This is a genomic window from Candidatus Poriferisodalis sp. (genome assembly GCF_965198245.1).
Taxonomy (GTDB): domain Bacteria; phylum Actinomycetota; class Acidimicrobiia; order Acidimicrobiales; family Poriferisodalaceae; genus Poriferisodalis.
Genome location: NZ_OZ240249.1, coordinates 1,787,365 through 1,810,432 on the forward strand (window position 1 = coordinate 1,787,365; position 23,068 = coordinate 1,810,432).

Sequence of the window (23,068 nt, forward strand, 5' to 3'; positions counted from 1 at the left end):
CTGGAGGCACTGCGCCTCGGCGATGACGCGAACGAGAGATGCCGTGAACGGGAGATGACGTGAACATGACCGCGGCTGCACTCGCAGGACCGCCTCAGCTTGGCCGCAGCGTGCTGGTGCATCCCGGTGCCCGCCCGCCCGAGCCCTGGGCGGAATGCGAACGCATCAGGGTGTGCCCGAGCGACTTCGGTGCCGAGATCGGCCACCGGCTGCGCGAAGCCTGGCGCACGCGTACCCGTCAGGTCATTGAACTCGACGGCGAGGTGCCCGATCCTGCACCCGTCCTGCAGTCGCCCTGGTGGGAGCTCGCGCCCGGCCTCACGATGCGGTCCGAGGTGCTTGCGCATCTGCTCTCGGCAAATGCCGTCGATGCTCGGAATCCGCAGCGAGCACATTTTGCTCCGGCCTCGGCGGCGCTGAAGCTCGGCGCGCAGCGCTGCCCCGAGCCTGAGAGGGGCGATGTGATCACCGGCGCCGGTCCCGTGCCCGGTCCCGTGTGGTGCGACGGCGGACCGCTCGATGCATTCGACCTCGACGCAATCGAGGGGGCCCCACCGGTCGTTCCTGCCGCGAACCTGGCCGCCGGCAGCCTGAGTGTTGTCCGGCGAGCGATCCCGCACGCCGATCTCGCACTTGATCAGCAGGCGGCGGTCGGTCACCTCGGGGGATCGGCGTGCATCGTTGCGCCAGCGGGCTCGGGCAAGACGCGCGTGCTCACCGAACGTGCTCGCTACTTGGTGAACGATGTCGGACTTGCCGCCGGCGCGGTCTGTCTGGTGGCGTTCAATGTGCGGGCCCGGCGCGAGATGCAGGAACGAACGACGGACATCTCCGGGCTGCAAGTGCGCACGCTGAACAGCCTGGCACTTGCTATCTGCAACGGATCGGGTCCGTTCGCCCGTCCGTCCCGGCACGGCCGCGTCGATGTGATCGACGAGATGGGCGTGCGTGGCCGCCTCGACGGGCTGATCAAGCGTCGGCGGCGGGCGATGACCGATCAGCTCGCACCGTGGCTTGAGGCGCTCAGTGCCTCGCGGCTGGGATTGCGCGATCCCGCTGAGGTGGAGCGCGATTTCCAGCCCGATGTTCCCGAATTCGCCGCGGTGGCGCCGCGTTTCGTCGAGGAGTTGTCGGCGGACGGCGTGGTCGACTTCGACCAGCAGATCATCCGGGCAATCGAGATCCTGCTGACCGACCCTGCTGCCCGTGCCGCCGCACGGCGCGTCTGCGGTGTGCTGCTAGTGGACGAATTCCAAGACCTGACGCCAGCTCACCTGCTGATGATCCGGTTGCTCGCCGGTCCCCGAGCCGACGTGTTCGCGGTCGGCGACGACGACCAGACGATCTACGGCTACGCGGGCGCGTCGCCGCAGTGGCTCATCGACTTCGACAAGTACTTCCCCGGAGCGACACGGCATCACCTGAACGTCAACTACCGCTGCCCGTCGCCCGTGATCGATGCCGCTATCAACCTGCTGTCGCACAATCGCCGCAGGATCGACAAGCAGATCACAGCACCACATCGGGGTGCCCCCGACGAGGCGACTCATGCGGTCGGCAAGGCGTCCGACGCAGCGGACTCCGGTGCCGGAGAACCCCTCCTCAGTGGTGCTGGCGGGCTCCAGAAATATCGCTCACTCGTCGTCAAGGCCGGAGCTAATGCGGCGGGAAACCTGCGGGAGACGGTGACGGCGCTGATCGACGACGGAGCCCGGCCCGCCGATATTGCCGTGCTGACGCGGGTCAACAGCACGCTGCTCGTACCGCAGGTCGTGCTCGACGACATGGGCGTGGCGGCTGACGCACCGCTGGGTCGCAGATTCCTCGAGCGCACCGGTGTCGCGGGTGCACTGGCGTGGCTCAGGCTGGCCGTTGCGCCCCGTCAGGCACTGCCCGCAGGGGCGCTGTCGGACGCGGCGCGCCGGCCGCCGCGGGCGATTTCGCCACGCGTGATCGAATGGATTGGCGAGCAACGCAGCCTCGCAGCGCTGCGTGCGCTGGCGGGCCGTCTCAGTGACGAACGCACATCAACAAAGCTCGACGAGTTCGCCGACGACATTGACATGCTGCGCCAGCGCACCGCAAACGAGCAGCTCTCGACCCAAGCCATCCTTGAAACAGTCCGAGACGAGCTCGGTTTGGGGCTCAGTCTCGACACTCGCCTGGACGCGTCGCGCCGATCCGTGGACCGGTCAGCCCACGGCGATGACTTGCGGGCGCTGATCTCGGTTGCCCACCTGCACCCCGATCCGGCGGGCTTCGCCACGTGGTTGGAGAACCGGCTGGCCGGTGCAGGGGCAGGAGCGGCTGACACAGCCGGCTTCGGCAGCGACGAATCCCGCCCTCAGGCAAGTGCTGCGCAGGCGACGACGGCACGACGCCACGGAGTGCGGCTCGCAACCGTGCACAAGGTGAAAGGTCTCGAATGGCCGCACGTCATCATCTATGAGGCCTCTGACGGTCTGATGCCGCACCGACTCGCGCCCGATGTCGAAGAAGAACGTCGCGTCTTCCACGTCGCACTGACCCGCGGTTCGGAATCGGTGACCCTGGTATGTGCTGACGAGCCGAGTGCCTTCGTCGCGGAGCTCGACGAACTCGCGCCGCCGGCGCCCTCCGAACTGGCGCCCTCCGAGCCGACGCCCTCCGAGCCGGCGGCCGGAGCGTCTCATGGTATGGGGGGCAGTTCGAGCGTCGACGCTGATGGTGCAGCCGGGACTGCCGCGATCTTGACGGGCATCGGGTCCTCAACTGCTCTTCGCAAGTCCAAACCCCAGCCGCCGACAGATCCTCGTGACGCCGAACTGTTCGAGGCACTGCGCGCCTGGCGCCTTCAGCGAAGCCGAGCCGATGCCGTTCCGGCGTTCGTCGTCTTCGCAGATGCGGTCTTGATTGCCTTGGCGACCCAGCGTCCCCGTAACGACACTGAGCTTCTGGTCGTTCCGGGTATCGGTCCGGCCAAGTTGGAGGCTTTTGGCGCGGACGTCTTGGCGATCATCGCTCAGCACCGGGCCCCTGATTCTGCGACGCCACCCCAGACAGGGTGAGAACCATCTGTCCAGTCGACGGACACGGTGGGAGCTGAAACGGTGACTTGACGGATCCCACCATGGCGCTGATGTTCAACAGGCCCGTATCATGATTAATCTATTGGAGCATCATGATGCTAAGGTGATGGCATGCGGACGACGGTGACGTTGGCCGATGATGTGGTCGCAGCGGTCGAAGAACTCCGCAGATCTGAGGGCATCGGCATGAGCGAGGCGCTCAACCGGCTCGCCCGGGAAGGTCTCGCCAGGCCTGCGGCCTCGAAGCCATACGTACACAAGAGCTACGACATGGGCCAGAAGATCGATGTCACCAACATCGGCGAGGTCCTCGGGATGCTTGATGAGCTCGAAATGCGCGACCGGGTCGGCGAGCACTCTCCCCAAGGCTGAGTGTGCTCGTCGACGCCAACTTGCTGCTGTACGCCACGGACGCCTCGTCGGTTCGCCATGAACGAGCCAAGCAATGGCTCGATGAGACTCTGCTGGGCAATCGCCGTGTGGCATTACCGCTTCAGACCGTCACGGCCTTCATGCGGATCAGCACCAATCCGCGTGTGTGGAACCGACCATTGACTGCGACCCAAGCGTGGGAACGGGTACGCGCATGGCTTGACGCCGGGCCCACCTGGATCCCGCCATCAGGCGAGCGAACCGCGGCGATCTTGGGCGCACTCGTCGTCGAGCACCACGTGACAGCCAACCTGGTGCCCGACGCCGTGTTGGCAGCGCTGGCTGTTGAGCATGGCCTGACGGTGATGAGTGCCGATACCGACTTCGCTCGCTTTCCCCAGGTCCGTTGGGAGAACCCCCTCGTCACCTAGTGGCAGGGGCTCTCAGCCGGATTCGCTGGTCGTGTCGTCGCTGGAGAATTAGACCGCGAGCGGGCCCTTGCCAGCCAAGAATCGCTGGGCCATCACCATCAGCACCACCCAGTACTCAGTGCCAGGCACAAGATCGTCGAGCGTCACCTCGGCGGTGACATCGTGAGCGTCGGCATGGCCAGCCGCTGCGACACCCTCGACCGTGATCGGCGGCCCGCCTTCGAGCAGCGTGAGGAACGGCGCAATCGGCACGTCGAATACAGCATCGACTTCGTCACGAGCGACCGCATAGTCCGCGAGCGAGCGGTCGTCACGCAGCAGGTACGCGCTGATCAGCTCGCAGTTCAGCGTGCCCTCACCGCTGTTGTCCGCCACTCTGCGAGTCCCGAGAGGCACGAGATCGCTGGTGTCGGGAGCAACACCGAGTTCCTCGGTCAGTTCTCTCACTCCATCGAGCGGGGTCTCCCCGGCGGCAAGGTGCCCTGCCGCGCTGATGTCGAACAGCCCCGGATAGGCCGCCTTGGAGCGTGATCGTCCCTGCAGGACCGCAGTCGGTACGCCGTCGCGCAGCGTGACGATGAGGCAGTGGAAGACGCGGTGCCAGTCACCGCGCTCGTGAACCTCGGCCCGCGGTGCGGTGCCAAGGCGCCGCCCGAGCTCGTCGGTGAAGTCCAGGAGTTCCACCCCTGGCGCGCTGTCGGTCATCGAGCCATTGTCCCCGCTGGCGCTTCCCGCGGCGACCATGCCAGCGGCTACAGCAGCTCGGTGTACTTGTCCAAGATCGGCAGCACGGTGTCTGCAGGTGCCGGCGGGAGCGCGAGCACGACCCGGGTGACGCCCACTTCGGCCAAGCTGTCGAGGACCTCGGGCTTGGGGGGCGTGCCGAACTGCCCGAACTCGATCTCGTCGGGATCGCGGCCCGCTTCGATCGCGGACTCCCGGATCTGCTTGACCGGCACGTCCAGGTCGTAACGGCCTGAGATCGGCATCCAGCCGTCACAGAACTCCACGATGTCGGCGATGGTGCGCGGACCTGCGGCCCCGCCCAGGATCACCTTCGGGCCGCCTTCCTGCACTGGCTTGGGCCACTGCCATGACGAGTCGAAGTTCACCCAGTCGCCGTGGAACTCGGCCTCTTCTTTGGTCCACAGTTCGCGCACTGCGAGCACCATCTCGCGGGTGACTGCACGCCGGTCGGTGTACTTCACGCCGTGGTGGGCGAGTTCTTCCTTGTTCCAGCCGTAACCGATGCCCAGGATGAATCGGCCATTCGCGATCCGGTCGACGGTGGCGGCCTCCTTGGCCAGCCAGATCGGATCCCGCTGTGCGACCAACGTGATGCCGGTGCCGAGCATGATGTTCTCGGTTACTGCGGCGGCTGCACCCAGCGATACGAATTGGTCGTGCGTGCGCCAGTACTCCTCGGGCAGCGGTGGCGCTCCCTCGCGGCCGCCCCACGGTGTCTCACGGCTGGTGGGGATGTGGCTGTGCTCGGGGAACCACAGCGACTCGAAGCCTCGTTCCTCAGTGGCCTTGGCCAACTCGACGGGCCCGATGGCCTTGTCGGTGGGAAACATCATCACGCCGATTTTCACGGTGGTCCTCCTGGTGCTTGCCGTTGTGGCATTGCCGTTGTGGCCGTCGCTGAGAGTAACGGCCCCGCGTCACGCGTGCCCGGTTGCAACCGGGCCGCGATGCGTAGGGCGTTGCAGTGGCGTGGCGTAGCGTGTTGCCGGATCTCCAGGGGCACTTTGCGTGGGCACCTAGCAACGTGCGGGCTCGACGACCTGGGGGCTGGACGACCTGGAGGCACAGTGAAGATCACCATCGACGTCGACAAGTGCATCGGCAGCGGTTCGTGCGAGATGATCGCCCCAGGCATCTTCGAGGTGGGCAACGACGGTCTCGTGCAACTGCTGAACGACAGCCCCAGCGCCGAGCAGCACAGCGCAGTGCGCACTGCAGCGGCCAGCTGCCCCACACAGGTCATCTCGGTAGACGACTGAGCTCGAAGCCGACCCGGGCCAGCTGCAGCCACGCCGGTACGATCGACTCTGGAGCTGACTGCTCAGACTCGGGAAGTGGCGCAGCTTGGTAGCGCACCTGCTTTGGGAGCAGGGGGTCGTGGGTTCAAATCCCGCCTTCCCGACCAGTGGCGACACGGTCATTCAGAGATTGACAAGCGATTCCGACTGGCCGGCGGCGGAGCTTGCCGGGTGTGAGGTGACCAATGACGGTGGACATGGGCGGTGCTTGTAGCTGCCATCAACTTCCGATGAACACCTACTGGGTTGATCATGGCCGCTTCCTCGCAGGCGAGTATCCGGGGGCACCGAACCGGAACGAAGCCGCCTACAAGTTGAGGATTCTGTTGAAGGCCGGAATCAGCCGCTTCATCGACCTGACCGAGCCGTATGAAGGATTGGCGCCCTACGCCCCGATTGCTGCGGAAGAAGCCAGCCGACTCGGCACGCCGTTCCAGCATTCCCGGCATTCCATCGTCGATCTAGATGTGCCGCGCAGCCCCGAAAACACTGCCGAAATTCTCGACGTGATTGACGAGGCCATAAGTGCGGGCAAGACGGTCTACGTGCATTGTTGGGGTGGCGTTGGCAGAACCGGCACAGTGGTCGGCTGCTGGCTGGTGCGCCATGGCCGGACGGGCGAGCAGGCTCTCGACCAAATCGCGACGTGGTGGACGGGCATGGAAAAGGCGTACCGCACGCCTCGCTCGCCGGAAATGCCACGGCAACGCGAGTACGTGCGCAACTGGAGCGAACCAGTCGCCGGCGGGCCGAGTGAGTGATCCCACAGCCCGGGATCGCTTCTGGGGTTGCCTGCCGCTACTTCGCTGGCCTGCTGGTCGGAGCTTTGCAGGGCGTCAACAAGCAAACGCTGCTGTCCCCGGGCTATTGCCCCGTCGAACGACTCTGGGAGCAGGCCCCGCTCGCAGATCGCCTCTACGACCAAGCTGCTCTGGCCTGAGCGCTCGGCGAACACCAGCCGAGTTCACGTGACCTTCAATTGCGGAAACTTTGAGCACAACTCGAGCCGTTGCGGAAAGTGCGGAAAGTCCCGTCAACGCGTAGACCTGTCGTATGCCAGCGCACTACGCTGTAGCGCAAGACGTTTGAAGGAGGCACAATGAGCCGTCCGACATCGTTGCGTTTGCCAGAGGATGTGCGTGCGCGATTGGACGATGAGAGCCAGCGGGTCTCCGCACCGCCGTCGACGCTTGCCGTTGTGCTGATTGACGAAGGACTCAAGATGCGGCGCTTTCCCGGCATTGTGTTCCGCGACGGGCCGACCGGTCGTCGCGCTGGGCTGGCGAAGGGACCCGATGTGTGGGAGGTCGTTCGTGACCTCAAGCGCGCTCACGGCACTGGCAGACAGCCCGTCGACCTTGTCGCCGAGGAAACGGGCCTTGCACCAGAACTGATCGGGCTCGCCGCCGACTACTACGCCGTATTCCCCGATGAGATCGACGACCGCATCGCGACCGACGCCAGAATCGCGGAGGAACTGCGGGAGCTCGCTGATCGCCGCGAGCGCATGCTCTCGACGTGAAGTGGTTGCTCGACGAGATGTTCCCGCCCGCGGCTGCTGCCGAATTGCGGCGACTGGGCCACGACGCCCGCAGTGTCGCCGGCTCAGTGTTGGCGGGAACCGACGACGAGCATCTCTACGAGCTGGCCGCAGGTGAGGGTCGCGTCGTCGTGACGGAGAACTTCGCCGACTACGCGTCCTTGGTGGCACAGAACTTGGAGCGCGGCGCTCCCCATGGACTTGTCACCTTCGTTCGAAAGAGTGACTTGCCCTCGGGCAGCGCGTTGGGGCCAGCGCTCGCGCGTCGCCTCGATGCATGGGCGAACGCCAATCCGTCGCCGTCGCCCCTCTGCGCAGCGCCTTCGGACTCGCTTGAACGGAGGAGCAGGGGCGGCGACACAGGCTGATAGCCACGGCTTGCGGGCATTGTGGTTCACAGTTACTGTGATCCACAGGAGGGTGACGGGCATGCGAAACATCACGGTGGCAATTGACGACGACACGCACCGGTTGGCGCGCATTCGCGCTGCTGAGCTGGACACCTCGGTGTCTGCGCTAGTTCGCGGCTACCTCAGGCGTCTCGCAAGTGGCGATGGTGGCGTGCTCGATGACGACGAGGACTCGCCTGAGACGGCACAGCAGCGGCGGAGCAGGCACCTTGACGACGTGCTGAGCGTCATAGCTACGTCAGCTGGCGGCTTCCGGACGGCCGACAACCTGTCGCGCGAAGAACTGCACGAGCGCAGTGCGTCTCGTTGACACGAACGTCCTGCTCTACGCGGCAAGTCCCGCGCCCGACGATGCCGCCAAGCACGGACTCGCCGTGGCGCTGCTCAAGCAGCCCGACCTGGCGTTCTCGGTGCAGGTGCTGGCCGAGTTCTTCGTTCAGGCCACTCGACGCAGCCGCCCCCATGCCCTCAGTGCCGAACTGGCGCTGCGCTTTCTCAGCGTCTTCGACGACTTCCCGGTCCAGCCGATCACGGCCGAGGTCTTTCGTGCCGGCGTGTCGCTCAGCCAGCGCATCGGATTGTCCTACTGGGATGGCGCGATCCTTGCTGCTGCGCAGGCATTGGGCTGCGATGCCGTGTACTCCGAGGGCATGAGCGCACAGCAGGACTACGACGGCTTGCGGGTCATCAACCCATTCGTCGAGCAGTGACGGCCATCGAAGCGTCCGGGTGCCGCAGATCGCCCGACGGGATCACCAACCCGCGCGGTCAAGCAGCTCCTTGAGCCGGCGCTTCGCCCGGTGCTCAGTCCGGACGCGTTGCAGCAGCGAATCGAACAATTCCGGCTCGCCCGCATCGGCTGCCAGACGCTGAATTCGAGACATCAGATCGACGGCGGACTTGTATTGGTTGGCCTTCTTGCGATCGATGATCGCCAGCGCCGCCGAGGCATAGACCGTGATCGAGTCACGAGGTGAGCGTTGCTCTCGCTCCCTCGCGAGCGTCATCCACATCTGGCTGCTCGTGCCCAGCTGCACAGCCGTGTCCCATGCTTGCTGAGCGTGACCCTCGAAGAGCAGGATCTCCGTCAAGATGACTGCTGCTGCTGCGGGCGCGGCGGAAGCGTCGTCAGACATGACGTCTTCGGGCACCGAACCATCAGCCGGCGCCCCGCTAGCCAGCAACGTGTTGTCACCGCTGGGATCGAGCAGTGTGAGCAGATGCTTGCGGCCTCGGCTCAGCCAGTCGACACCGGTGTCCTCCTGCTTCAGGCGGCGAAAATTGCTCAGCGACGGACTCGCCTCGAACGTCTTCCAGTACAGATCGACGGCGGCTCCGGTCTCGCCCCGCTCGCGCAGCTTGCGAGCCAGAAAATCGCGGGTATTACCGGCATGCCATGAGCCGTGCCTCATGCCTGACAGACCCCGACGGGCCCACTCGACAGCTTCGTCGTCACGACCGGCCCGTTCGAACGCAGCGGCGATCTCGACCATGTCGGTGGGGTGAATTCGCTCGCGCCGGTGCGCCTCGATGAGCGCGTCGGGGTCGTCCATGGCAAGCGCCCAACCGATCATCGCTTCACGCAGGCGGGACACGTCCGACGACCAGCCGTCGTCTTTGGGGTCGATCTGCCGCCATTGGGGCTCGATCGCACGGCGGAACGCGGTCAGCCCTGAGGGGCCGAGTACTTCCGCATATCTCGCTGCCGACCGGTGGAATCCGTCCAGTTCCGACGTCATTTCGAGCTTCGCGAGGCGCTTCGCCAGCTTGACCGGGTCTGATGTGCTCTGCTCGCACGCCTGAAGATGCAGATCCGCCAGGCGGTCGGATATGACCGTCAGCCACCCGTCAGAGTCGTCCACACGGCCCATGGCCATGTCCGCCCGCCTGTGCGCATATTCAGCGAGCTGCGCTGCTGCGGGGCCATGACCTGCATCGCAGAGATCCACCATCGCGTCGATCATGTCGTCGACAATCGCTGCCCATTCAGGAGCTTCGTGATAGCTCACATGACGCCGGGCGCCAAGAACGCCCTTGATCCGCTGACGCCATTCATCGAGGTCCGGTCCTATGCCTTGCTCGGACCTCGCTTCGAGCAGCAGGCGTTCGCGTAAGCGCCAATCGTCGGCAGCCTGCTTCAGAACGATCTCCGCCAGCCTTTCGACGTCGAGCCGGTGCACGAACCCCTCGAGCAGGAGGACATCAGGGTCGGCGCTTCGGCTGCGCTGCGACGGCCGCGTTGGCTCGCTCGCGCCGTCGGGGCGCTCGCCGGTGCGCAGCAGCGACAACGCCACGGCGACGCAATGCTTGCAGAACGAGCCGTCTTCGGCCGCAGGGCACGAGCACGACCAGTTCAGCGTGTCGGCGTCGAGCCACAACTCGACGTCGTACGGCATTGTTCCGCGCACCGTCGCGCGCACCCCTTTGTCGCCCGCTGCCGCCGATTCCACCCGACGGTCATTCAGGTATCCGACCCCTCGCTCAAGAGAGCGCAGACCGGCGAGTTCCCCGATCATGTGTTCGTCGAGCACTTCGTCCAGTTCGCCTGAACGACTCGATCCGCTCAATTCCCCGATATCGGTCACGACCTGATTTCCTAGTCGATGGCATCGATGTCACGATGTTCGTGCAATCCGGCCGAGTGACGGGCCATCCCGCCATCTCGGGTGAACAGCGCCACACCGTTGCCGAACTGATTGTTCTCGGTGAGCTCCATTGCCCCTTCGAGCGAGTCCACCCGCACCAAGCACAGCACGGGGCCGAAGCTCTCGTACTCGTAGACCTTCATCTCGGCGGTGACCTCGTCGCGCTTGCGTGGGGCTGACCCAGTAGCCCTCAGGGTGGCCGTCCACCACGAGTTCGCGGCCGTCCCGCCGCAGCACGGCACCGCCCCCTCGAATCCCACCCCGAAATAGCCAACCTCAGTGCCGCCCAGCTCGAAACCGGGCAACAGACTTGAGACGAGACACCACTGCACGGACCGTCCCTGCTTGGATGCGCAGCCCCGCGAAACGGCGTCGGGCGTCAGATAGGGAAGCGGCGGCAGAGCCAGTCGGCGAGGAGCGGGTCGATGACTTCGAGTCGCTCTTGGGCGCGGCGCACGATGCCGTTGCCGATCAGTTTCTCGGCGGCGTCTTGGGCGCTGCCGGGGGGAAGCTCAAGTGCCGACGCAGCGGCGCCGTAGATACTGCCGCCCGCAGCGATGGCTCGCAGCGTTTTTTGCTGGCCGGTTGGCAGCAGGCTGAAGATACGTTCGGAGGCTGCGTTGACGTTGGTGCGCACCTCGGCGAGTGCCGCCTCCCATGCCGGCATATCGGCCGTCTCGCCCGGCTCGACACGTCTCCAGAGGGCATCTGCGAGTTGCATGGCACGTTGGGGGTGCCCGGCGGCGAACGCAACGATCCGGCTGGTGATTCCTCCGGTGTGCCGCTGCGTGGTCTCGAAGCCGTCTTCGACGATGTGGCCGACGGCGGCGTCGCTGAGCGGTCCGATTTCCACCAGGTCGGCTTGAGCGAAGAAGGGCTGGGTCTGCTCGCTGAACAGCGCTCGCATCGTTGAGGGTTCCGAGCCAGCGAAGACGATGCCGAGCGACTGGAAGTGATGCTGCAACTCGGTCCGCAGCACCCCCGCACCTCCTTGGATGTTGGCGACGCCTGAGAACTCGTCGAATACGACGAACAGGTCGTGACGCTGCGCTGCTGAGGTGAGCACTCCGAGCAGGTTGCGCAACGACAACACCGGGTCGGGACGATACTTGGGGCTGCGAGTGAGCTCGACGCCCAGCACCCCGATGCGCAGCGCCACCGTGGCAGCGATGGAGTCGAGCGCTCGGCGTACGGGACCGACGACGGACGCGAGACCGCGGTCGACCGCCGCGGCGAAGTCGGCCATCGACGTGAGCTGGTAGAGGTCGATCCACACAGGTTGTGGGCCGACGGCAGCCAAGTCGGCCGCCACGCGCTTGAGCAGGCTTGTCTTGCCGAAACGTCGCGGCCCCACCAACGCGGTCAACCGCCGATCCGCGATTCGCTGGGCGAGATCGACAGCGAGGCTCTCGCGGCCTGTCACCTGCTCGGGTCGTAACGGTCCGTGATGCGGAAACGGACTCCGGTCCATGCCACGAGCATACTCGGAGATTTTGAGTAAAAATACTCGCAAAAATGGAGTAATACGGCCGCGATCTGGCTATGGGCGATAGCGGGCGCTGCTCCCTCAGCGGGCGGTCGGGAAGCCCAGGTCGACGCCGCGGTCGGCGGGGTCCGGCCAGTGCTCGGTGACCGCCTTGAGCCTGGTGTAGAAGCGGATGCCTTCGGGTCCGTGCATGTGGTGGTCGCCGAATAGCGAGTCCTTCCAGCCACCGAACGAGTGATACGCCATCGGCACCGGAATGGCCACGTTGACACCAATCATCCCGACCGGGGCTTCCCGCCGGAACCGCCGTGCGGCCCCGCCATCACGGGTGAACAGCGCCACGCCGTTGCCGTATTGGTTGTTCTCGATCAGCTCCATCGCCTCTTCGAACGAATCCACGCGCACCAGACACAGCACCGGTCCGAATATCTCGTCCTCGTAGACCTTCATCTCGGGTGTGACCTCATCGAGCAACGTGGGACCGACCCAGTAGCCATCGGGGTGGCCGTCCACCACCAGGTCTCGACCGTCCCGTACCAGCACCGCTCCTTCGGACTCGCCCAAGTCGATGTAGCTGAGCACGCGGTCGCGGTGCTCAGCAGTGACCAGCGGTCCCATGTCCACGGCCTCAGCGCCGAGCCCGGGGCCGATGCGCAGCGCGTCGATCCGCTCGCAGATCTCCCCAGACAGGTCATTAGCGATGGACCCCACCGCCACGACCACCGAGATGGCCATGCAGCGCTCGCCTGCTGACCCGTAACCGGCTGACACCGCAGCATCGGCCGCCTGGCCGATGTCGGCGTCGGGCAGCACGATCATGTGGTTCTTGGCGCCGCCGAGCGCCTGTACCCGCTTGCCGGCCATCGATGCCGTTCGGTGCACATGACGAGCAATCGGTGTCGAGCCCACGAAGCTCACCGCGTCGATTCCAGGGTGCTCGCACAGGCCATTCACCGCGTCCGCATCGCCGTGGAGCACGCTGAATACGCCGTCGGGCAGCCCGGCCTCGGCGAACAGCTCGCCGATGCGCACCGCCACCGACGGGTCCTTCTCGGACGGCTTGAGCACGAAGCAGTTGCCGGAGGCGATGGCTACCGGGTACATCCACATCGGCACCATCGCCGGGAAGTTGAACGGCGTGATACCCGCCACCACGCCGACCGGCTGGCGGACTGTGTAGGCGTCGTGCTCGGTGCTGATGTCGTCGGTGCGTTCGCCCTTCAGCAGCTGGCCGATGCCGCAGGCGAACTCCACCACCTCGATCCCTCGCCGCAACTCGCCCATGGCGTCGGCACGCACCTTGCCGTGCTCGGCCGAGACCATCTCGGCCAGCTCCAAGCGGTGCTCCTCGAGCAGCTCCCGGAAGGCGAACATAACCGCGGCACGAGACGAGATGGAGGCCTCCCGCCAACCCTCCCACGCCGTGCGTGCTGTGCCCACGGCCAAGTCCACGTCGCCCGCGGACGCCATGGGAACCGTGGCGATGACACTGCCGGTGACCGGGTCGGTCACTTCGAACATGGTCTTGGGCGACCCTTGCGTTCGCTGACCGCCGATCCAGTGGTCGACTTGCCTCATGAGAGTCCTCCTTACCGGCAGCGCCGAGTGCCTGGCGAGCGCGCCGAATGACGCATTGTCGCAGCCTTGCGGGGTGAACGGGAACGTACCTGGGGGGCGGCACCGGGAGCAGCGTTGCGAGGTGATCGAAAATGCTCTTGAGAGCGGCTCTGGAAGCAGCGTTGGAGGTTGATCGGAAACCCACTTGGGAGCGGGGCTGGGAGCAGCGTTCCGCTTGGCGAGCTGTGGCTAGAGTCCGCGCCATGAGCGATGTGCAACCGATTCCCGCCGACCGGCCCTTTGTCGTGCCCTACATGACGATCGGTGCCCGCACCGATGGTTCGCCCGGCGGTGCTGCCGATGCCATCGAGTGGTACACGGCCGCGTTCGGCGCCCGCGAGGCGCACCGGCAGTCCACGCCCGACGGCAGCAAGCTGATTCACGCCGAGCTTGTATTGGGCGACGGTCTGATCTTCCTGGCCGACGACTTTCCAGAGTTCTCCGGCTCGGAATCAGCCCCCGCTGCGCTCGGCGGCTCCTCGGTCACCATGCACCGTTACGTCGTCGACTGTGACGCCACCATCGAGGCGGCCGTGGCGCAAGGTGCTGAGTTGACCATGCCGCCGACGGACATGTTCTGGGGAGATCGCTTCGGCGGCATCCGCGATCCCTTCGGTCACAACTGGTCAATCGCCACCCACATGCGAGACGTGACCCCCGAAGAGATGGAAGCCGCAGCCGCCGAGATGTTCGCTGGCGGTCCGCCGGAAGGCTGATCCATGGCCGTCACCGAACTCGCGGGACGTATTGCCGTGGTCACTGGCGGCGGCAACGGCATGGGCCGCGAGCTGGTGTGCCAGCTCGCAGTGGCAGGCGCACACGTAGCGGCGTGCGATCTCAATGATGAGACGCTGGAGCAGACCGCCGAGCTGGCCACGTCGCGGGCCGCCACCGGCGTGCGCATCACCACGCACTCGTGCGATGTCACCGACGCAGATGCCGTGGCAGCGTTCGCCGCGGAAGTCGCCGAACAACACGACACCGACTACATCAACCTGCTGTTCAACAACGCTGGCATCGGCCACGGCGGCAGCTTCGTGATCGATGATCAGCGAGCTGCGTGGGACAAGACCTTCGAGGTGTGCTGGAACGGGGTACTGAACTGCGCTCGCGCCTTCATGAACCTGCTCCTCCGCTCAGATGCGGCAGCGATCGTGAACACCAGCAGCGCCATGGCCGTCTGGGCGTCGCTCGGTCCAGGCGTGACGGACACGGCGTACTGCGCGGCAAAGTTCGCCGTCAAGGGCTTCACCGAGGCGCTCATGGTGGATCTCGCGCAGCACGCGCCCCACGTCAGCGCCCACGTAGTGATACCCGGCCACATCGGCACATTGATCGATCTGAACAGCGTCTCTGCTCACGGTCTCGATGCGCCGGTGTTGCGCAAGACCGTGGCGGCCCGGGGGGTGGCGCTCGATCAGTCCAGCGACACCGAGGTTGAGGCATTGGTCCTCGACCTCTACACGCGCTTTCGAGACGATGCCCCGACAACAGCAACCGAGGCCGCCCAGATCATCTTGGCGGGTGTCCTTGCGAGCGATTGGCGCATCCTGGTCGGCGATGACGCGCACGCCATCGACAATGCAGTGCGCGCCGATCCTGAGTCGGCTTACGAACCGGAGTTCTTCGAGCGGCTGCGCGACGCGGGCTACCTGCAGGCGTTCGGCCGCTAGCCGCGCACCGGTGCCGAGGTGCTCATACCACCTGCCGAGATGTTCGCGGGCGGCCCACCGGAAAGCTGACCTGGCGAGGTCGCGTCCGGCTTTGACGCGGAAGCATCGTGACACTGCGAGACTTCAGCACTAGTTGACACGACCGACCAACTCGCAGCACGGAGCCGCGTCTGCGTGCACAAGTGGGGGAGACAGACGCATGGCTGTATCAAACTTTGCTGGGCGCATCGCAGTGGTGACCGGCGGCGGCACCGGCATGGGCCGTGAGTTGGTTCGCCAACTCGCGGCAGCGGGAGCGCATGTCGCTGCCTGCGACCTCAACCGCGAGACGCTTTCCGAGACAGCGAAACTTGCCAGTCAGGACGCCTCCGAAGGGGTGCGCATCACGACACACCTGTGCAATGTCACCGATACTGACGCCGTCGCAGCGTTTGCGGCCGACGTCGCCGCTGCCCACGAGACCGACCACATCAACCTGCTGTTCAACAACGCCGGTATCAGCGGCGGCGGCAGTTTCGTCATCGATGATCAACGCGCAGCGTGGGACAAGACCTTCGAGGTGTGCTGGAACGGGGTACTGAATTGCGCACGTGCCTTCATGGACCTGCTCGTCCGCTCAGATGCGGCGGCGATGGTCAATACCAGCAGCATCAACGGGTTTTGGGCGACCGTCGGGCCAGGCGCGCCCCACACGTCCTACTCCGCTGCGAAGTTCGCCGTGAAGGGCCTCACCGAAGCACTCATGGTGGACCTCGCGCTCCACGCGCCGCACGTCAGCGCCCACGTCGTCATGCCCGGTCATATCGGCACCTCGATCGCGTTCAACAGCATCGAGGCGCATGGTCTCGATATCCCACTGCGGCGCAAGACAATGGCGGCCCGGGGGATCCCAATCGATCAGTTCAGCGATGCCGAGATCGAGGCGCTGGTCGTCGATCGCAATACGCGTTTCCGTGTCGATGCCCCGACGACAGCCGCTCAAGCTGCCCAGATCATCCTGGCGGGAGTCCTCGCGGGCGATTGGCGGATCCTGGTCGGCGAAGATGCGCACGCCATCGACACCGCAGTGCGTGCAGACCCTGAGTCCGCCTACGAACCGCAGTTCTTCGAGCGGCTGCGCGACGCAGGCCACTTGCAGGCGATTGGCAGCTAGCTGCGCACCGGTCGCTAGTTCGCCTCGCAGGGCTGGAGCTCGGGGTGGAGCTGATCATCGGTCCCCGGACCAAGATCACGCCGTTCACTGACCGCGCGGTAGCAGCAGGCATGACCAAGGCGATGGTCTACAACCACACCGTGCTGCCTATCAGCACCGATGATCCTGCTGCGGACTACCGGGCACTGACGGAATCTGCGGCGATCTGGGACGTCGGCTGCGAACGCCAAGTGCAGATCGCTGGACCAGATGCGCACCGGTTGGTCACGTATCTCTGCGCCCGAGATCTGCGGGGCCTCGAGGTCGGTGCAGCCCGTTATGCGCCGATGTGCGACTACGAAGGTCGCCTCGTCAACGACCCGATGGCGCTGCGCATCGATGAGACGACATTCTGGCTCTCGATTGCCGATAGCGACGTGCTGCTGTGGGCACGGGCGGTGGCGGGCGAAGGCGGATTCGACGTCGACGTGACCGAGCCGGACGTCTGGCCGCTTGCGATCCAAGGCCCCCGTTCCGCCGACGTCGTCGCAGCAGCTCTCGGAGACTGGGTACGCGAGTTGCGCTTCTTTGGTTTCGCGCACCACGTTCACAACGGCATCCCCATGATCGTGTGTCGATCTGGGTGGTCCGGCCAGGGCGGTTTCGAGCTCTTCTTGATGGACGGCGCCAAAGGAGAGCAGCTCTGGGACTTGCTGTGGGAAGCGGGTCGGCCTTTCGGGCTTGCAGTGGGCGCGCCGAACAACGCCGAGCGCATCGAGAGCTTCCTGCTGTCCTTCGGCGGCGACACCGATCCCGAGACAGATCCAGACGAAGCCGGCATCCGCCGGTTCGTCGGCCTGGAAGACGATGGTGACCATCAAGCGGGTCACGACTTCATCGGCAAAGCCGCGCTGGTGGCTCGGCGGGCATCGGGCACTCAGCGACGCCTCGTCGGTCTCGTCGTCGATGGCGACCCGCCGTCGCCAATGCGATCGCCACGCACCGTGCAGTGCCCCGACGGTCATCCAGTCGGCACGCTGCGAGCGCTTGCTCGCTCGCCGAGGTTCGACACCAACACCGGCCTCGCACTGCTCGATCCGCCCTGGTTCGAGCCGGACACGGCGCTGCGGGTCAATCTCGACGGCATCGACCGCAGGGCCACGACAACGCCGCTGCCGTTCGACCTGCCTCGCCCGCAGTCCGAATAGTCAGCGAGTCTGTCCGGTCAGCGCCGCTACCCTCGTCGCTCTTCGCGGACGTAGTTCAACGGCCAGAACCTCAGCCTTCCAAGCTGATGATGCACGCGGCGCCTCTGGCGCCGCCATCGAGACGGCGATTCCCGTCGTCCGCTCGCTGGGGTTCGACAGTGCGCTATGTGCGCGCCGCTACCCTCGGCGCTCTTCGCGGACGTAGTTCAACGGCCAGAACCTCAGCCTTCCAAGCTGATGATGCGGGTTCGATTCCCGTCGTCCGCTCACTCGGCGTAATCCGAAGCGGGCACACCTCTCCGGCGCGGCCCCTTACGCAGCGCGAATCGGGCCGTCTTCGAGCACCTGGCGGTTCGCGATCACCTCGTCGATGATCCCGTACTCCTTGGCGGCTTCGGCATCCATGATGAAGTCGCGGTCGGTATCGGTGTGAATGCGCTCGATCTCCTGGCCGGTGTGGTGCGCAATGATCCGCTCAAGCCGTTCGCGCATCCGGTCGATCTCGCGCGCCGCCAACTCGATGTCGGTGGCTTGACCCATCGCCTGCCCGTAGGGCTGGTGCAGGAGCACTCGCGCATTGGGCAGCGCCATGCGCTTGCCCGGCGTGCCCGCAGCCAGCAGCACCGCAGCGGCAGACGCCGCTTGGCCGAGGCAGATTGTGGTGATGTCGTTGCGGATGTACTGGCTCGTGTCGTAAATGGCGAACAGCGAGCTGATGTCCCCACCGGGCGAGTTGATGTAGATGTTGATGTCCTTGTCGGGATTTTCCGACTCCAGGTGGATCAGCTGCGCGCACACCAGGTTGGCGATGACATCGTCGATCGGCGTGCCCAAGAAGATGATGTTCTCCTTCAACAGCCGTGAGTACAGGTCGTACGCCCGCTCACCCCGATTGGTCTGTTCCACGACGGTGGGCACGAGGTAATTGCGGGCACTGTGCCGTCCGGCGCTGATGTCAGATTGATCCGCGTGTGCGGAGAACTCGGTCGTCACGGTGTGTCCTTGTCGTCTTCGTCGCTTCGGGCTTCGGTGTCGTCAACGCTCTGCGAGTCATCGGGCGACGGGAATTCGAGCGCTGAGCGGTCGATGGTGTCGCCGTCCGGTCCAATGAGTGTGGCGGCTTCGATGACCCATTGAAGCGCCTTGCCCTTGCAAATCGCTGATGTGAGGTGAGCGAGTCCATCGGCATCTGCCATGACGTCGCGCAATTGGGCCGGGCTGCGGCCATCGTTGGCTGCCATCCCTTCCAACTCTGCGTCGATGTCATCGTCGTCGGCTTGCAGGCCTTCAGCCGTGGCCAGGGCGCGTAGAGCCAGATCCAAACGCACGCCACGCTCAGCATCGTCTCGCAATTCCCCGATGAACGACGCAGGCTCTTGGCCCGTTGCCTCCAACCAGTCCTCAATCGTCATGTTTCGCTGCTGCAGCCCGCTGCCCAGCTCTGACATGCGGTCTGCAATTGCCCCGCTCACCATGGCATCGGGAACCGGTCCATCGACAAGGCCGGCGAGTTGCTTCTGCACCTCGTCGCGCAGAGTCATATTGGCTTGCATGATGCGGCCGAAGCTCAGTTGCTGTGCCGTGGCCTCGCGAAGGTCCGCGATGCAGTCGTGCTCGGTGTTCTCGTCGACCCAGTCGTCGGTGAGCTCAGGCAGGACCAACTCCGACACCGTGTTGACGTTGATCTCGAAGTCGATCTCCATGTCGGGTTGCACCGGATGTGGCGCGCTGAACGACAACTCGATCCCGGCCTCGCAGCCGATGAGCTGCTCGTCAACCTCGGGCACGATGCCACCGCTGCCTACCTCATAGAGGTAGTCCTGGGCTGAGAGTCCGGGCAGCGCCTCGCCGTCCACGGAACCCTCGATGTCGATCGTGACACGGTCGCCAACTTCCGCGGAGCGCTCCACCTCCGCGATATCGGCAAACTGGCGGCGCGTCTCGTCGATGCGGGCGTCAATCTCGGACTCGGGCGGCTCGGGACTGGGGATCGCGACCTGCAGTTTCTTGTAGCCCGAGATCGACACCACCGGTCGGATCTCGACCGTCGCGTCGAACGCCACCGGCCCTTCGCTTCCGTCGAGAGTGAGCTCCAGTTCGGGCTGGTTCACCACGTCGACGTGGTTGTCACGCACCGCCTGGGCGTAGTAGCGGGGCACCGCTTCTTCGAGCGCCTGTGCGCGCCCGACCTCGGATCCGAAGTGCGATTCCAGCACCCGTCGCGGTGCGCGGCCGGGTCGGAATCCGGGAATGCGCACCTCACGGGCCAGCTTGCGGAACGCAGCCTCGATGTCGGCGTCGAACGTCTCGGCGTCGACTTCAACGGTCAGCTTGACGCGGGGACCGACAATCCGTTCTGTCGCAGTCTCACCGTCGCTGGAGTCGTCGGTGTCGGGGTCAGCCGGTGTCTCGTCCTCGACTGGAGGATCGGGTTCAGAAACCGGCGCGGGCCCGATGAAATCCGCTGAATCCAGCGGCGTCAGCGTCGTCTTCACGAAGCGCAGAGCCTACCGGTGCGTCTCGACCGCTCCCCGTGGATACCGAGTGGCCAGGATGAAACAGATCGCACTGTCCGGCGCGCGCTGTGCCATCCTTGGCGAGCAACCCTGAGCCGTCAACATTGGGGTCGCGTGCGGACGGGCCGTGTGCGAGCCTTGTACGGCAACCGACGACCAAGTCTCAGCAGGAGGGAGGTGCAGCGTGGCGAAGTTCGGTGAGGGCAGCGAGCTGCTCAAGTGCTCGTTCTGCGGCAAATCCCAGAAACAGGTGCGCAAACTCATCGCGGGCCCAGGCGTGTACATCTGCGACGAGTGCATCGACCTGTGCAATGAGATCATCGACGACGAGGTCGAGACATCGACCGAGACACCATTCGAGTCAGTCCCCAAGCCACGCGAGATCTTTGCCTTCCTCGACGACTACATCATCGACCAGGACAAGACCAAGACGATCCTGTCGGTGGCCGTCTACAACCACTACAAGCGGATGCGTCTTGAGCCCTCCGGACCTGGTGCTGGCGAGGATGTCGAGATTGCCAAGTCGAACATCCTGCTGATTGGCCCTACGGGCTGCGGCAAGACGATGATGGCGCAGACCTTGGCGCGCATGCTCAATGTGCCGTTCGCTATTGCTGATGCCACGGCGCTGACCGAGGCCGGCTACGTGGGAGAAGACGTCGAGAACATCCTGCTCAAGCTGCTCCAATCGGCCGACTTCGACGTGAAGCGCGCCGAGACCGGCATCGTCTACATCGACGAGATCGACAAGATCGCCCGCAAAGCCGAGAACGCCTCGATCACCCGCGACGTGTCCGGCGAGGGCGTCCAGCAGGCCTTGCTGAAGATTCTCGAGGGCACCGTGGCCTCGGTGCCCCCACAGGGTGGTCGCAAGCACCCCCACCAGGAGTTCTTGCAGATCGACACCAGCAACGTGCTGTTCATCTGCGGGGGCGCGTTCGACGGCCTTGAGCGCATCATTGCCGACCGTGTGGGGGAGCGGGGCATCGGATTCGGAGCGACGCTGCGCAACGCTACCGGCAGCTCAGCGCTCGACGTGCTGCCAGATGTGCTGCCCGAGGATCTGCGCCACTTCGGCCTGATCCCCGAATTCATCGGCCGGCTCCCCGTCGTCGGCGTCGTCGACGCGCTGGATCCTGGCGCATTGCGCCGGATCCTCACCGAGCCGAAGAATTCGCTGGTGCGCCAGTACCGCCGGATGTTCGAACTTGACGACGTCGAACTCGAGTTCACTGAGGATGCTCTCGAAGCCATCGTGGATCAGGCGATGCTCCGCAACACGGGCGCGCGCGGGCTCCGGGCGATTCTCGAGGAAGTTCTGCTGGGGCTGATGTACGACTTGCCGAGCCGCGATGACGTGGCCCGCTGCATCGTCGACCGGAGCGTGGTGCTCGACAAGGTGAATCCCACGCTGGTGCCTCGTTCGACCGTCACACGCCGCGCATCTTGAGCCCTGCGCCGACCGGAGCGGCAGCCGGGCCGCTGCGCGACTACGAGGCCGCACTCGACTGGCTGGATTCCCATATCGACCTCGAACGGCTGCTCGGCAGCCCCGAGGCGACGGCACCCACGCTGGATCGCATGTGGACACTCATGGGCGTCTTGGGCGACCCGCAGGACAGCGTGCCGGCCATCCACATCACCGGCACGAACGGCAAAGGCAGCACGGCGCGGCTGTCAGTTGCGCTGCTCGGGGCGTGCGGGCTTGCCGCTGGCAGCTACACGTCGCCCCACATCGAGCGCGTCAATGACAGGATCACGGTGGCCAACGAGCCACTCGACGACGAGTCGTTCGCAACGGCGATCAGTGAGGTCGCCGTTCTCGAGTCGATGGTGACCGAGCGCTGCGGCGAGCGGCCGAACTACTTCGAGGTGATGGCCGGCGCCGCGTACAACTGGTTCGCCTCCACCGCGCACGTCAACGTGATCGAAGTCGGCATGGGCGGCCGCTGGGATGCCACCAACGTGGTGGACGCTGCAGTGGCAGTCATCACCAACGTTGGCGCCGACCACCTTGAGATCATCGGGCCCACATTGGCGGACGTTGCCTCGGAGAAGGCCGGGATCATCTCCGCAGGGGCGATCGCCGTCTGCGGCGAGACGGCCCCTGAGCTCGTCGAAATTGTGGCCGTCACGGCGGCAGAGGTCGGTGCTGAGCTGTGGCGCCGCGGCGTCGAATGGGATGTAGCCGACCGCCAGCCCGCCGTCGGCGGTCAGCTCGTGACCGTCCGCACCCCGTTTGGGAAGCATGCCGATCACTTCGTGCCGCTCCACGGTGCTCACCAGGCGATCAACGTCGCCACGGCCATCAGCTCGGTCGAGGCATTCTTCGGCCGGAGCCTCGATGACGATGTGATCACTGCGGCGCTCGCGGACATCACGCTGCCGGCGCGCTTTGAGATCGTGAATCGTCAGCCGACGGTGGTCATCGACGGGGCCCACAATCCCGCTGGTGCCGCTGCGCTGCGAGACACGCTGGCGGAAGCGTTGTCCATGGTCTCGACTCCGGAGGGAGAGCCGCAAGTCGCTTCGGCGGCAGGCACGGATGGCTCCAATGTGCTCGTGATCGGTGCAAACAGACCACACGATCCCGGCGAGTTCTGCAAAGCGCTCGATCTCGAGCCCTTCGATGCGGTTGTTGCAACTGCGGCGTCATGGCCGCGTGCGATCCCGCCGAGCGAGGTTTCCGCTGCGGTAGAGAACGCAGCGGCCAGCCGTCACCGGCCGCTCGACATCATCGCGGCTGCGAGCGTCACCGATGCGCTGCAGCACGCCCGCGACCGGGCCGGCCCCGATGGGATTGTGGTGGTGAGCGGCTCGCTGTACATCGCTGCCGAGGCCCGGCGACTGCTGGGGAGTCACCCGCATTAGTCTCTGGCGCGCAGCCCATGACGCAACGCGTCAGTGCGAGGCAGCAGGCTGAGG

Annotated in this window: 24 protein-coding genes and 3 tRNA genes; 19 read left to right on the forward strand and 8 right to left on the reverse strand. The window is 65.4% G+C overall.

Annotation, left to right across the window (positions count from 1 at the left end; genetic code table 11):
- Window positions 1-65 precede the first annotated feature (65 nt).
- From ACOCMM_RS08220 to ACOCMM_RS08230, 3 genes are all read left to right on the forward strand, one after another.
- Window positions 66-3,047 carry an ATP-dependent DNA helicase UvrD2 gene (locus ACOCMM_RS08220; RefSeq protein WP_419554841.1) on the forward strand — a complete coding sequence of 994 codons (2,982 nt, stop codon included), beginning with the start codon at window positions 66-68 and terminating at the stop codon, window positions 3,045-3,047.
- Between the two features lie 132 nt (window positions 3,048-3,179).
- Window positions 3,180-3,440: a ribbon-helix-helix domain-containing protein gene (locus tag ACOCMM_RS08225; RefSeq protein ID WP_419552687.1), complete on the forward strand. Its 261-nt coding sequence runs from the start codon at window positions 3,180-3,182 to the stop codon at window positions 3,438-3,440.
- 2 nt (window positions 3,441-3,442) lie between these two features.
- Window positions 3,443-3,871 (forward strand): TA system VapC family ribonuclease toxin, encoded by a 429-nt coding sequence (locus ACOCMM_RS08230; protein ID WP_419552688.1) that lies wholly within the window; start codon window positions 3,443-3,445, stop codon window positions 3,869-3,871.
- A 48-nt stretch (window positions 3,872-3,919) separates the two neighbouring features.
- Here the strand turns inward: ACOCMM_RS08230 and ACOCMM_RS08235 are convergent, their stop codons facing one another.
- Together ACOCMM_RS08235 and ACOCMM_RS08240 are read right to left on the reverse strand one after the other, a co-directional pair.
- Window positions 3,920-4,576, reverse strand: coding sequence for an NUDIX hydrolase (locus tag ACOCMM_RS08235; RefSeq protein ID WP_419552689.1), 657 nt, complete (start codon window positions 4,574-4,576; stop codon window positions 3,920-3,922).
- A 47-nt stretch (window positions 4,577-4,623) separates the two neighbouring features.
- Window positions 4,624-5,466, reverse strand: coding sequence for an LLM class F420-dependent oxidoreductase (locus ACOCMM_RS08240; RefSeq protein WP_419552690.1), 843 nt, complete (start codon window positions 5,464-5,466; stop codon window positions 4,624-4,626).
- Window positions 5,467-5,685: 219 nt separating this feature from the next.
- Between ACOCMM_RS08240 and ACOCMM_RS08245 the strand changes: the two genes are divergently transcribed.
- From ACOCMM_RS08245 to ACOCMM_RS08280, 8 genes are all read left to right on the forward strand, one after another.
- On the forward strand, window positions 5,686-5,877 hold the full coding sequence (locus ACOCMM_RS08245) for a ferredoxin (protein ID WP_419552691.1): 192 nt from the start codon (window positions 5,686-5,688) through the stop codon (window positions 5,875-5,877).
- Between the two features lie 69 nt (window positions 5,878-5,946).
- Window positions 5,947-6,023, forward strand: a tRNA-Pro gene (locus ACOCMM_RS08250).
- Window positions 6,024-6,101: 78 nt separating this feature from the next.
- Window positions 6,102-6,677, forward strand: coding sequence for a protein-tyrosine phosphatase family protein (locus tag ACOCMM_RS08255; protein WP_419552692.1), 576 nt, complete (start codon window positions 6,102-6,104; stop codon window positions 6,675-6,677).
- Window positions 6,674-6,856 (forward strand): hypothetical protein, encoded by a 183-nt coding sequence (locus tag ACOCMM_RS08260; protein WP_419552693.1) that lies wholly within the window; start codon window positions 6,674-6,676, stop codon window positions 6,854-6,856. Before ACOCMM_RS08255 ends, ACOCMM_RS08260 begins: the two co-directional genes overlap by 4 nt.
- Window positions 6,857-7,015: 159 nt before the next feature.
- Window positions 7,016-7,438 carry a CopG family transcriptional regulator gene (locus ACOCMM_RS08265; RefSeq protein WP_419552694.1) on the forward strand — a complete coding sequence of 141 codons (423 nt, stop codon included), beginning with the start codon at window positions 7,016-7,018 and terminating at the stop codon, window positions 7,436-7,438.
- Window positions 7,435-7,824 (forward strand): DUF5615 family PIN-like protein, encoded by a 390-nt coding sequence (locus tag ACOCMM_RS08270; RefSeq protein WP_419552695.1) that lies wholly within the window; start codon window positions 7,435-7,437, stop codon window positions 7,822-7,824. The genes ACOCMM_RS08265 and ACOCMM_RS08270 overlap by 4 nt, the downstream gene beginning before the upstream one ends.
- 61 nt (window positions 7,825-7,885) lie before the next feature.
- A complete protein-coding gene (locus ACOCMM_RS08275; RefSeq protein ID WP_419552696.1) occupies window positions 7,886-8,176 on the forward strand; it encodes a hypothetical protein in 291 nt (96 codons plus the stop codon).
- Complete coding sequence (locus tag ACOCMM_RS08280; protein ID WP_419552697.1) at window positions 8,163-8,576, forward strand: PIN domain-containing protein; 414 nt, start codon at window positions 8,163-8,165, stop codon at window positions 8,574-8,576. Before ACOCMM_RS08275 ends, ACOCMM_RS08280 begins: the two co-directional genes overlap by 14 nt.
- A gap of 42 nt (window positions 8,577-8,618) precedes the next feature.
- On the opposite strand, the gene ACOCMM_RS08285 is transcribed toward ACOCMM_RS08280, so the two are convergent.
- The 4 genes from ACOCMM_RS08285 to ACOCMM_RS08300 form a co-directional block, all read right to left on the reverse strand.
- Window positions 8,619-10,451 carry an SWIM zinc finger family protein gene (locus ACOCMM_RS08285; protein WP_419552698.1) on the reverse strand — a complete coding sequence of 611 codons (1,833 nt, stop codon included), beginning with the start codon at window positions 10,449-10,451 and terminating at the stop codon, window positions 8,619-8,621.
- A gap of 11 nt (window positions 10,452-10,462) precedes the next feature.
- Entirely contained in the window at window positions 10,463-10,816 is a 354-nt protein-coding gene (locus ACOCMM_RS08290) for an aldehyde dehydrogenase family protein (RefSeq protein WP_419552699.1), read from the reverse strand.
- Window positions 10,817-10,890: 74 nt separating this feature from the next.
- Window positions 10,891-11,982: an AAA family ATPase gene (locus ACOCMM_RS08295; protein WP_419552700.1), complete on the reverse strand. Its 1,092-nt coding sequence runs from the start codon at window positions 11,980-11,982 to the stop codon at window positions 10,891-10,893.
- A gap of 96 nt (window positions 11,983-12,078) precedes the next feature.
- Window positions 12,079-13,575, reverse strand: coding sequence for a CoA-acylating methylmalonate-semialdehyde dehydrogenase (locus ACOCMM_RS08300; protein ID WP_419552701.1), 1,497 nt, complete (start codon window positions 13,573-13,575; stop codon window positions 12,079-12,081).
- A 242-nt stretch (window positions 13,576-13,817) separates the two neighbouring features.
- On the opposite strand from ACOCMM_RS08300, the gene ACOCMM_RS08305 reads away from it, so the two are divergent.
- The 6 genes from ACOCMM_RS08305 (at window position 13,818) to ACOCMM_RS08330 (ending at window position 17,894) form a co-directional block, all read left to right on the forward strand.
- A complete protein-coding gene (locus ACOCMM_RS08305; protein ID WP_419552702.1) occupies window positions 13,818-14,330 on the forward strand; it encodes a VOC family protein in 513 nt (170 codons plus the stop codon).
- Window positions 14,331-14,333: 3 nt separating this feature from the next.
- Window positions 14,334-15,287, forward strand: a complete 954-nt coding sequence (locus ACOCMM_RS08310; protein WP_419552703.1) for an SDR family NAD(P)-dependent oxidoreductase — start codon at window positions 14,334-14,336, stop codon at window positions 15,285-15,287.
- A gap of 199 nt (window positions 15,288-15,486) precedes the next feature.
- Window positions 15,487-16,440 (forward strand): SDR family NAD(P)-dependent oxidoreductase, encoded by a 954-nt coding sequence (locus tag ACOCMM_RS08315; RefSeq protein ID WP_419552704.1) that lies wholly within the window; start codon window positions 15,487-15,489, stop codon window positions 16,438-16,440.
- A gap of 44 nt (window positions 16,441-16,484) precedes the next feature.
- Complete coding sequence (locus ACOCMM_RS08320; RefSeq protein WP_419552705.1) at window positions 16,485-17,627, forward strand: glycine cleavage T C-terminal barrel domain-containing protein; 1,143 nt, start codon at window positions 16,485-16,487, stop codon at window positions 17,625-17,627.
- A 44-nt stretch (window positions 17,628-17,671) separates the two neighbouring features.
- A tRNA-Gly gene (locus ACOCMM_RS08325) sits at window positions 17,672-17,770 on the forward strand.
- Window positions 17,771-17,822: 52 nt separating this feature from the next.
- A tRNA-Gly gene (locus tag ACOCMM_RS08330) sits at window positions 17,823-17,894 on the forward strand.
- A gap of 45 nt (window positions 17,895-17,939) precedes the next feature.
- On the opposite strand, the gene ACOCMM_RS08335 is transcribed toward ACOCMM_RS08330, so the two are convergent.
- Both ACOCMM_RS08335 and tig read right to left on the reverse strand, forming a co-directional pair.
- Window positions 17,940-18,581, reverse strand: a complete 642-nt coding sequence (locus ACOCMM_RS08335) for an ATP-dependent Clp protease proteolytic subunit (RefSeq protein ID WP_419554842.1) — start codon at window positions 18,579-18,581, stop codon at window positions 17,940-17,942.
- A 35-nt stretch (window positions 18,582-18,616) separates the two neighbouring features.
- Window positions 18,617-20,122, reverse strand: coding sequence for a trigger factor (gene tig, locus ACOCMM_RS08340; protein WP_419552706.1), 1,506 nt, complete (start codon window positions 20,120-20,122; stop codon window positions 18,617-18,619).
- A gap of 205 nt (window positions 20,123-20,327) precedes the next feature.
- Between tig and clpX the strand changes: the two genes are divergently transcribed.
- The gene (gene clpX / locus ACOCMM_RS08345; protein WP_419552707.1) at window positions 20,328-21,593 is read left to right on the forward strand and encodes an ATP-dependent Clp protease ATP-binding subunit ClpX; all 1,266 of its coding nucleotides are present in this window, start codon (window positions 20,328-20,330) and stop codon (window positions 21,591-21,593) included.
- On the forward strand, window positions 21,590-23,014 hold the full coding sequence (locus ACOCMM_RS08350) for a bifunctional folylpolyglutamate synthase/dihydrofolate synthase (RefSeq protein ID WP_419552708.1): 1,425 nt from the start codon (window positions 21,590-21,592) through the stop codon (window positions 23,012-23,014). Before clpX ends, ACOCMM_RS08350 begins: the two co-directional genes overlap by 4 nt.
- Window positions 23,015-23,068 lie beyond the last annotated feature (54 nt).

Excerpts from the sequence above, each read along its gene's own strand:
- ACOCMM_RS08220 (WP_419554841.1), top strand. The coding sequence starts at position 66 with ATGACCGCGGCTGCACTCGCAGGACCGCCTCAGCTTGGCCGCAGCGTG.
- ACOCMM_RS08225 (WP_419552687.1), top strand. The coding sequence starts at position 3,180 with ATGCGGACGACGGTGACGTTGGCCGATGATGTGGTCGCAGCGGTCGAA.
- ACOCMM_RS08235 (WP_419552689.1), bottom strand. The coding sequence starts at position 4,576 with ATGACCGACAGCGCGCCAGGGGTGGAACTCCTGGACTTCACCGACGAG.
- ACOCMM_RS08255 (WP_419552692.1), top strand. The coding sequence starts at position 6,102 with ATGACGGTGGACATGGGCGGTGCTTGTAGCTGCCATCAACTTCCGATG.
- ACOCMM_RS08265 (WP_419552694.1), top strand. The coding sequence starts at position 7,016 with ATGAGCCGTCCGACATCGTTGCGTTTGCCAGAGGATGTGCGTGCGCGA.
- ACOCMM_RS08275 (WP_419552696.1), top strand. The coding sequence starts at position 7,886 with ATGCGAAACATCACGGTGGCAATTGACGACGACACGCACCGGTTGGCG.
- ACOCMM_RS08295 (WP_419552700.1), bottom strand. The coding sequence starts at position 11,982 with ATGGACCGGAGTCCGTTTCCGCATCACGGACCGTTACGACCCGAGCAG.
- ACOCMM_RS08300 (WP_419552701.1), bottom strand. The coding sequence starts at position 13,575 with ATGAGGCAAGTCGACCACTGGATCGGCGGTCAGCGAACGCAAGGGTCG.
- ACOCMM_RS08305 (WP_419552702.1), top strand. The coding sequence starts at position 13,818 with ATGAGCGATGTGCAACCGATTCCCGCCGACCGGCCCTTTGTCGTGCCC.
- ACOCMM_RS08310 (WP_419552703.1), top strand. The coding sequence starts at position 14,334 with ATGGCCGTCACCGAACTCGCGGGACGTATTGCCGTGGTCACTGGCGGC.
- ACOCMM_RS08315 (WP_419552704.1), top strand. The coding sequence starts at position 15,487 with ATGGCTGTATCAAACTTTGCTGGGCGCATCGCAGTGGTGACCGGCGGC.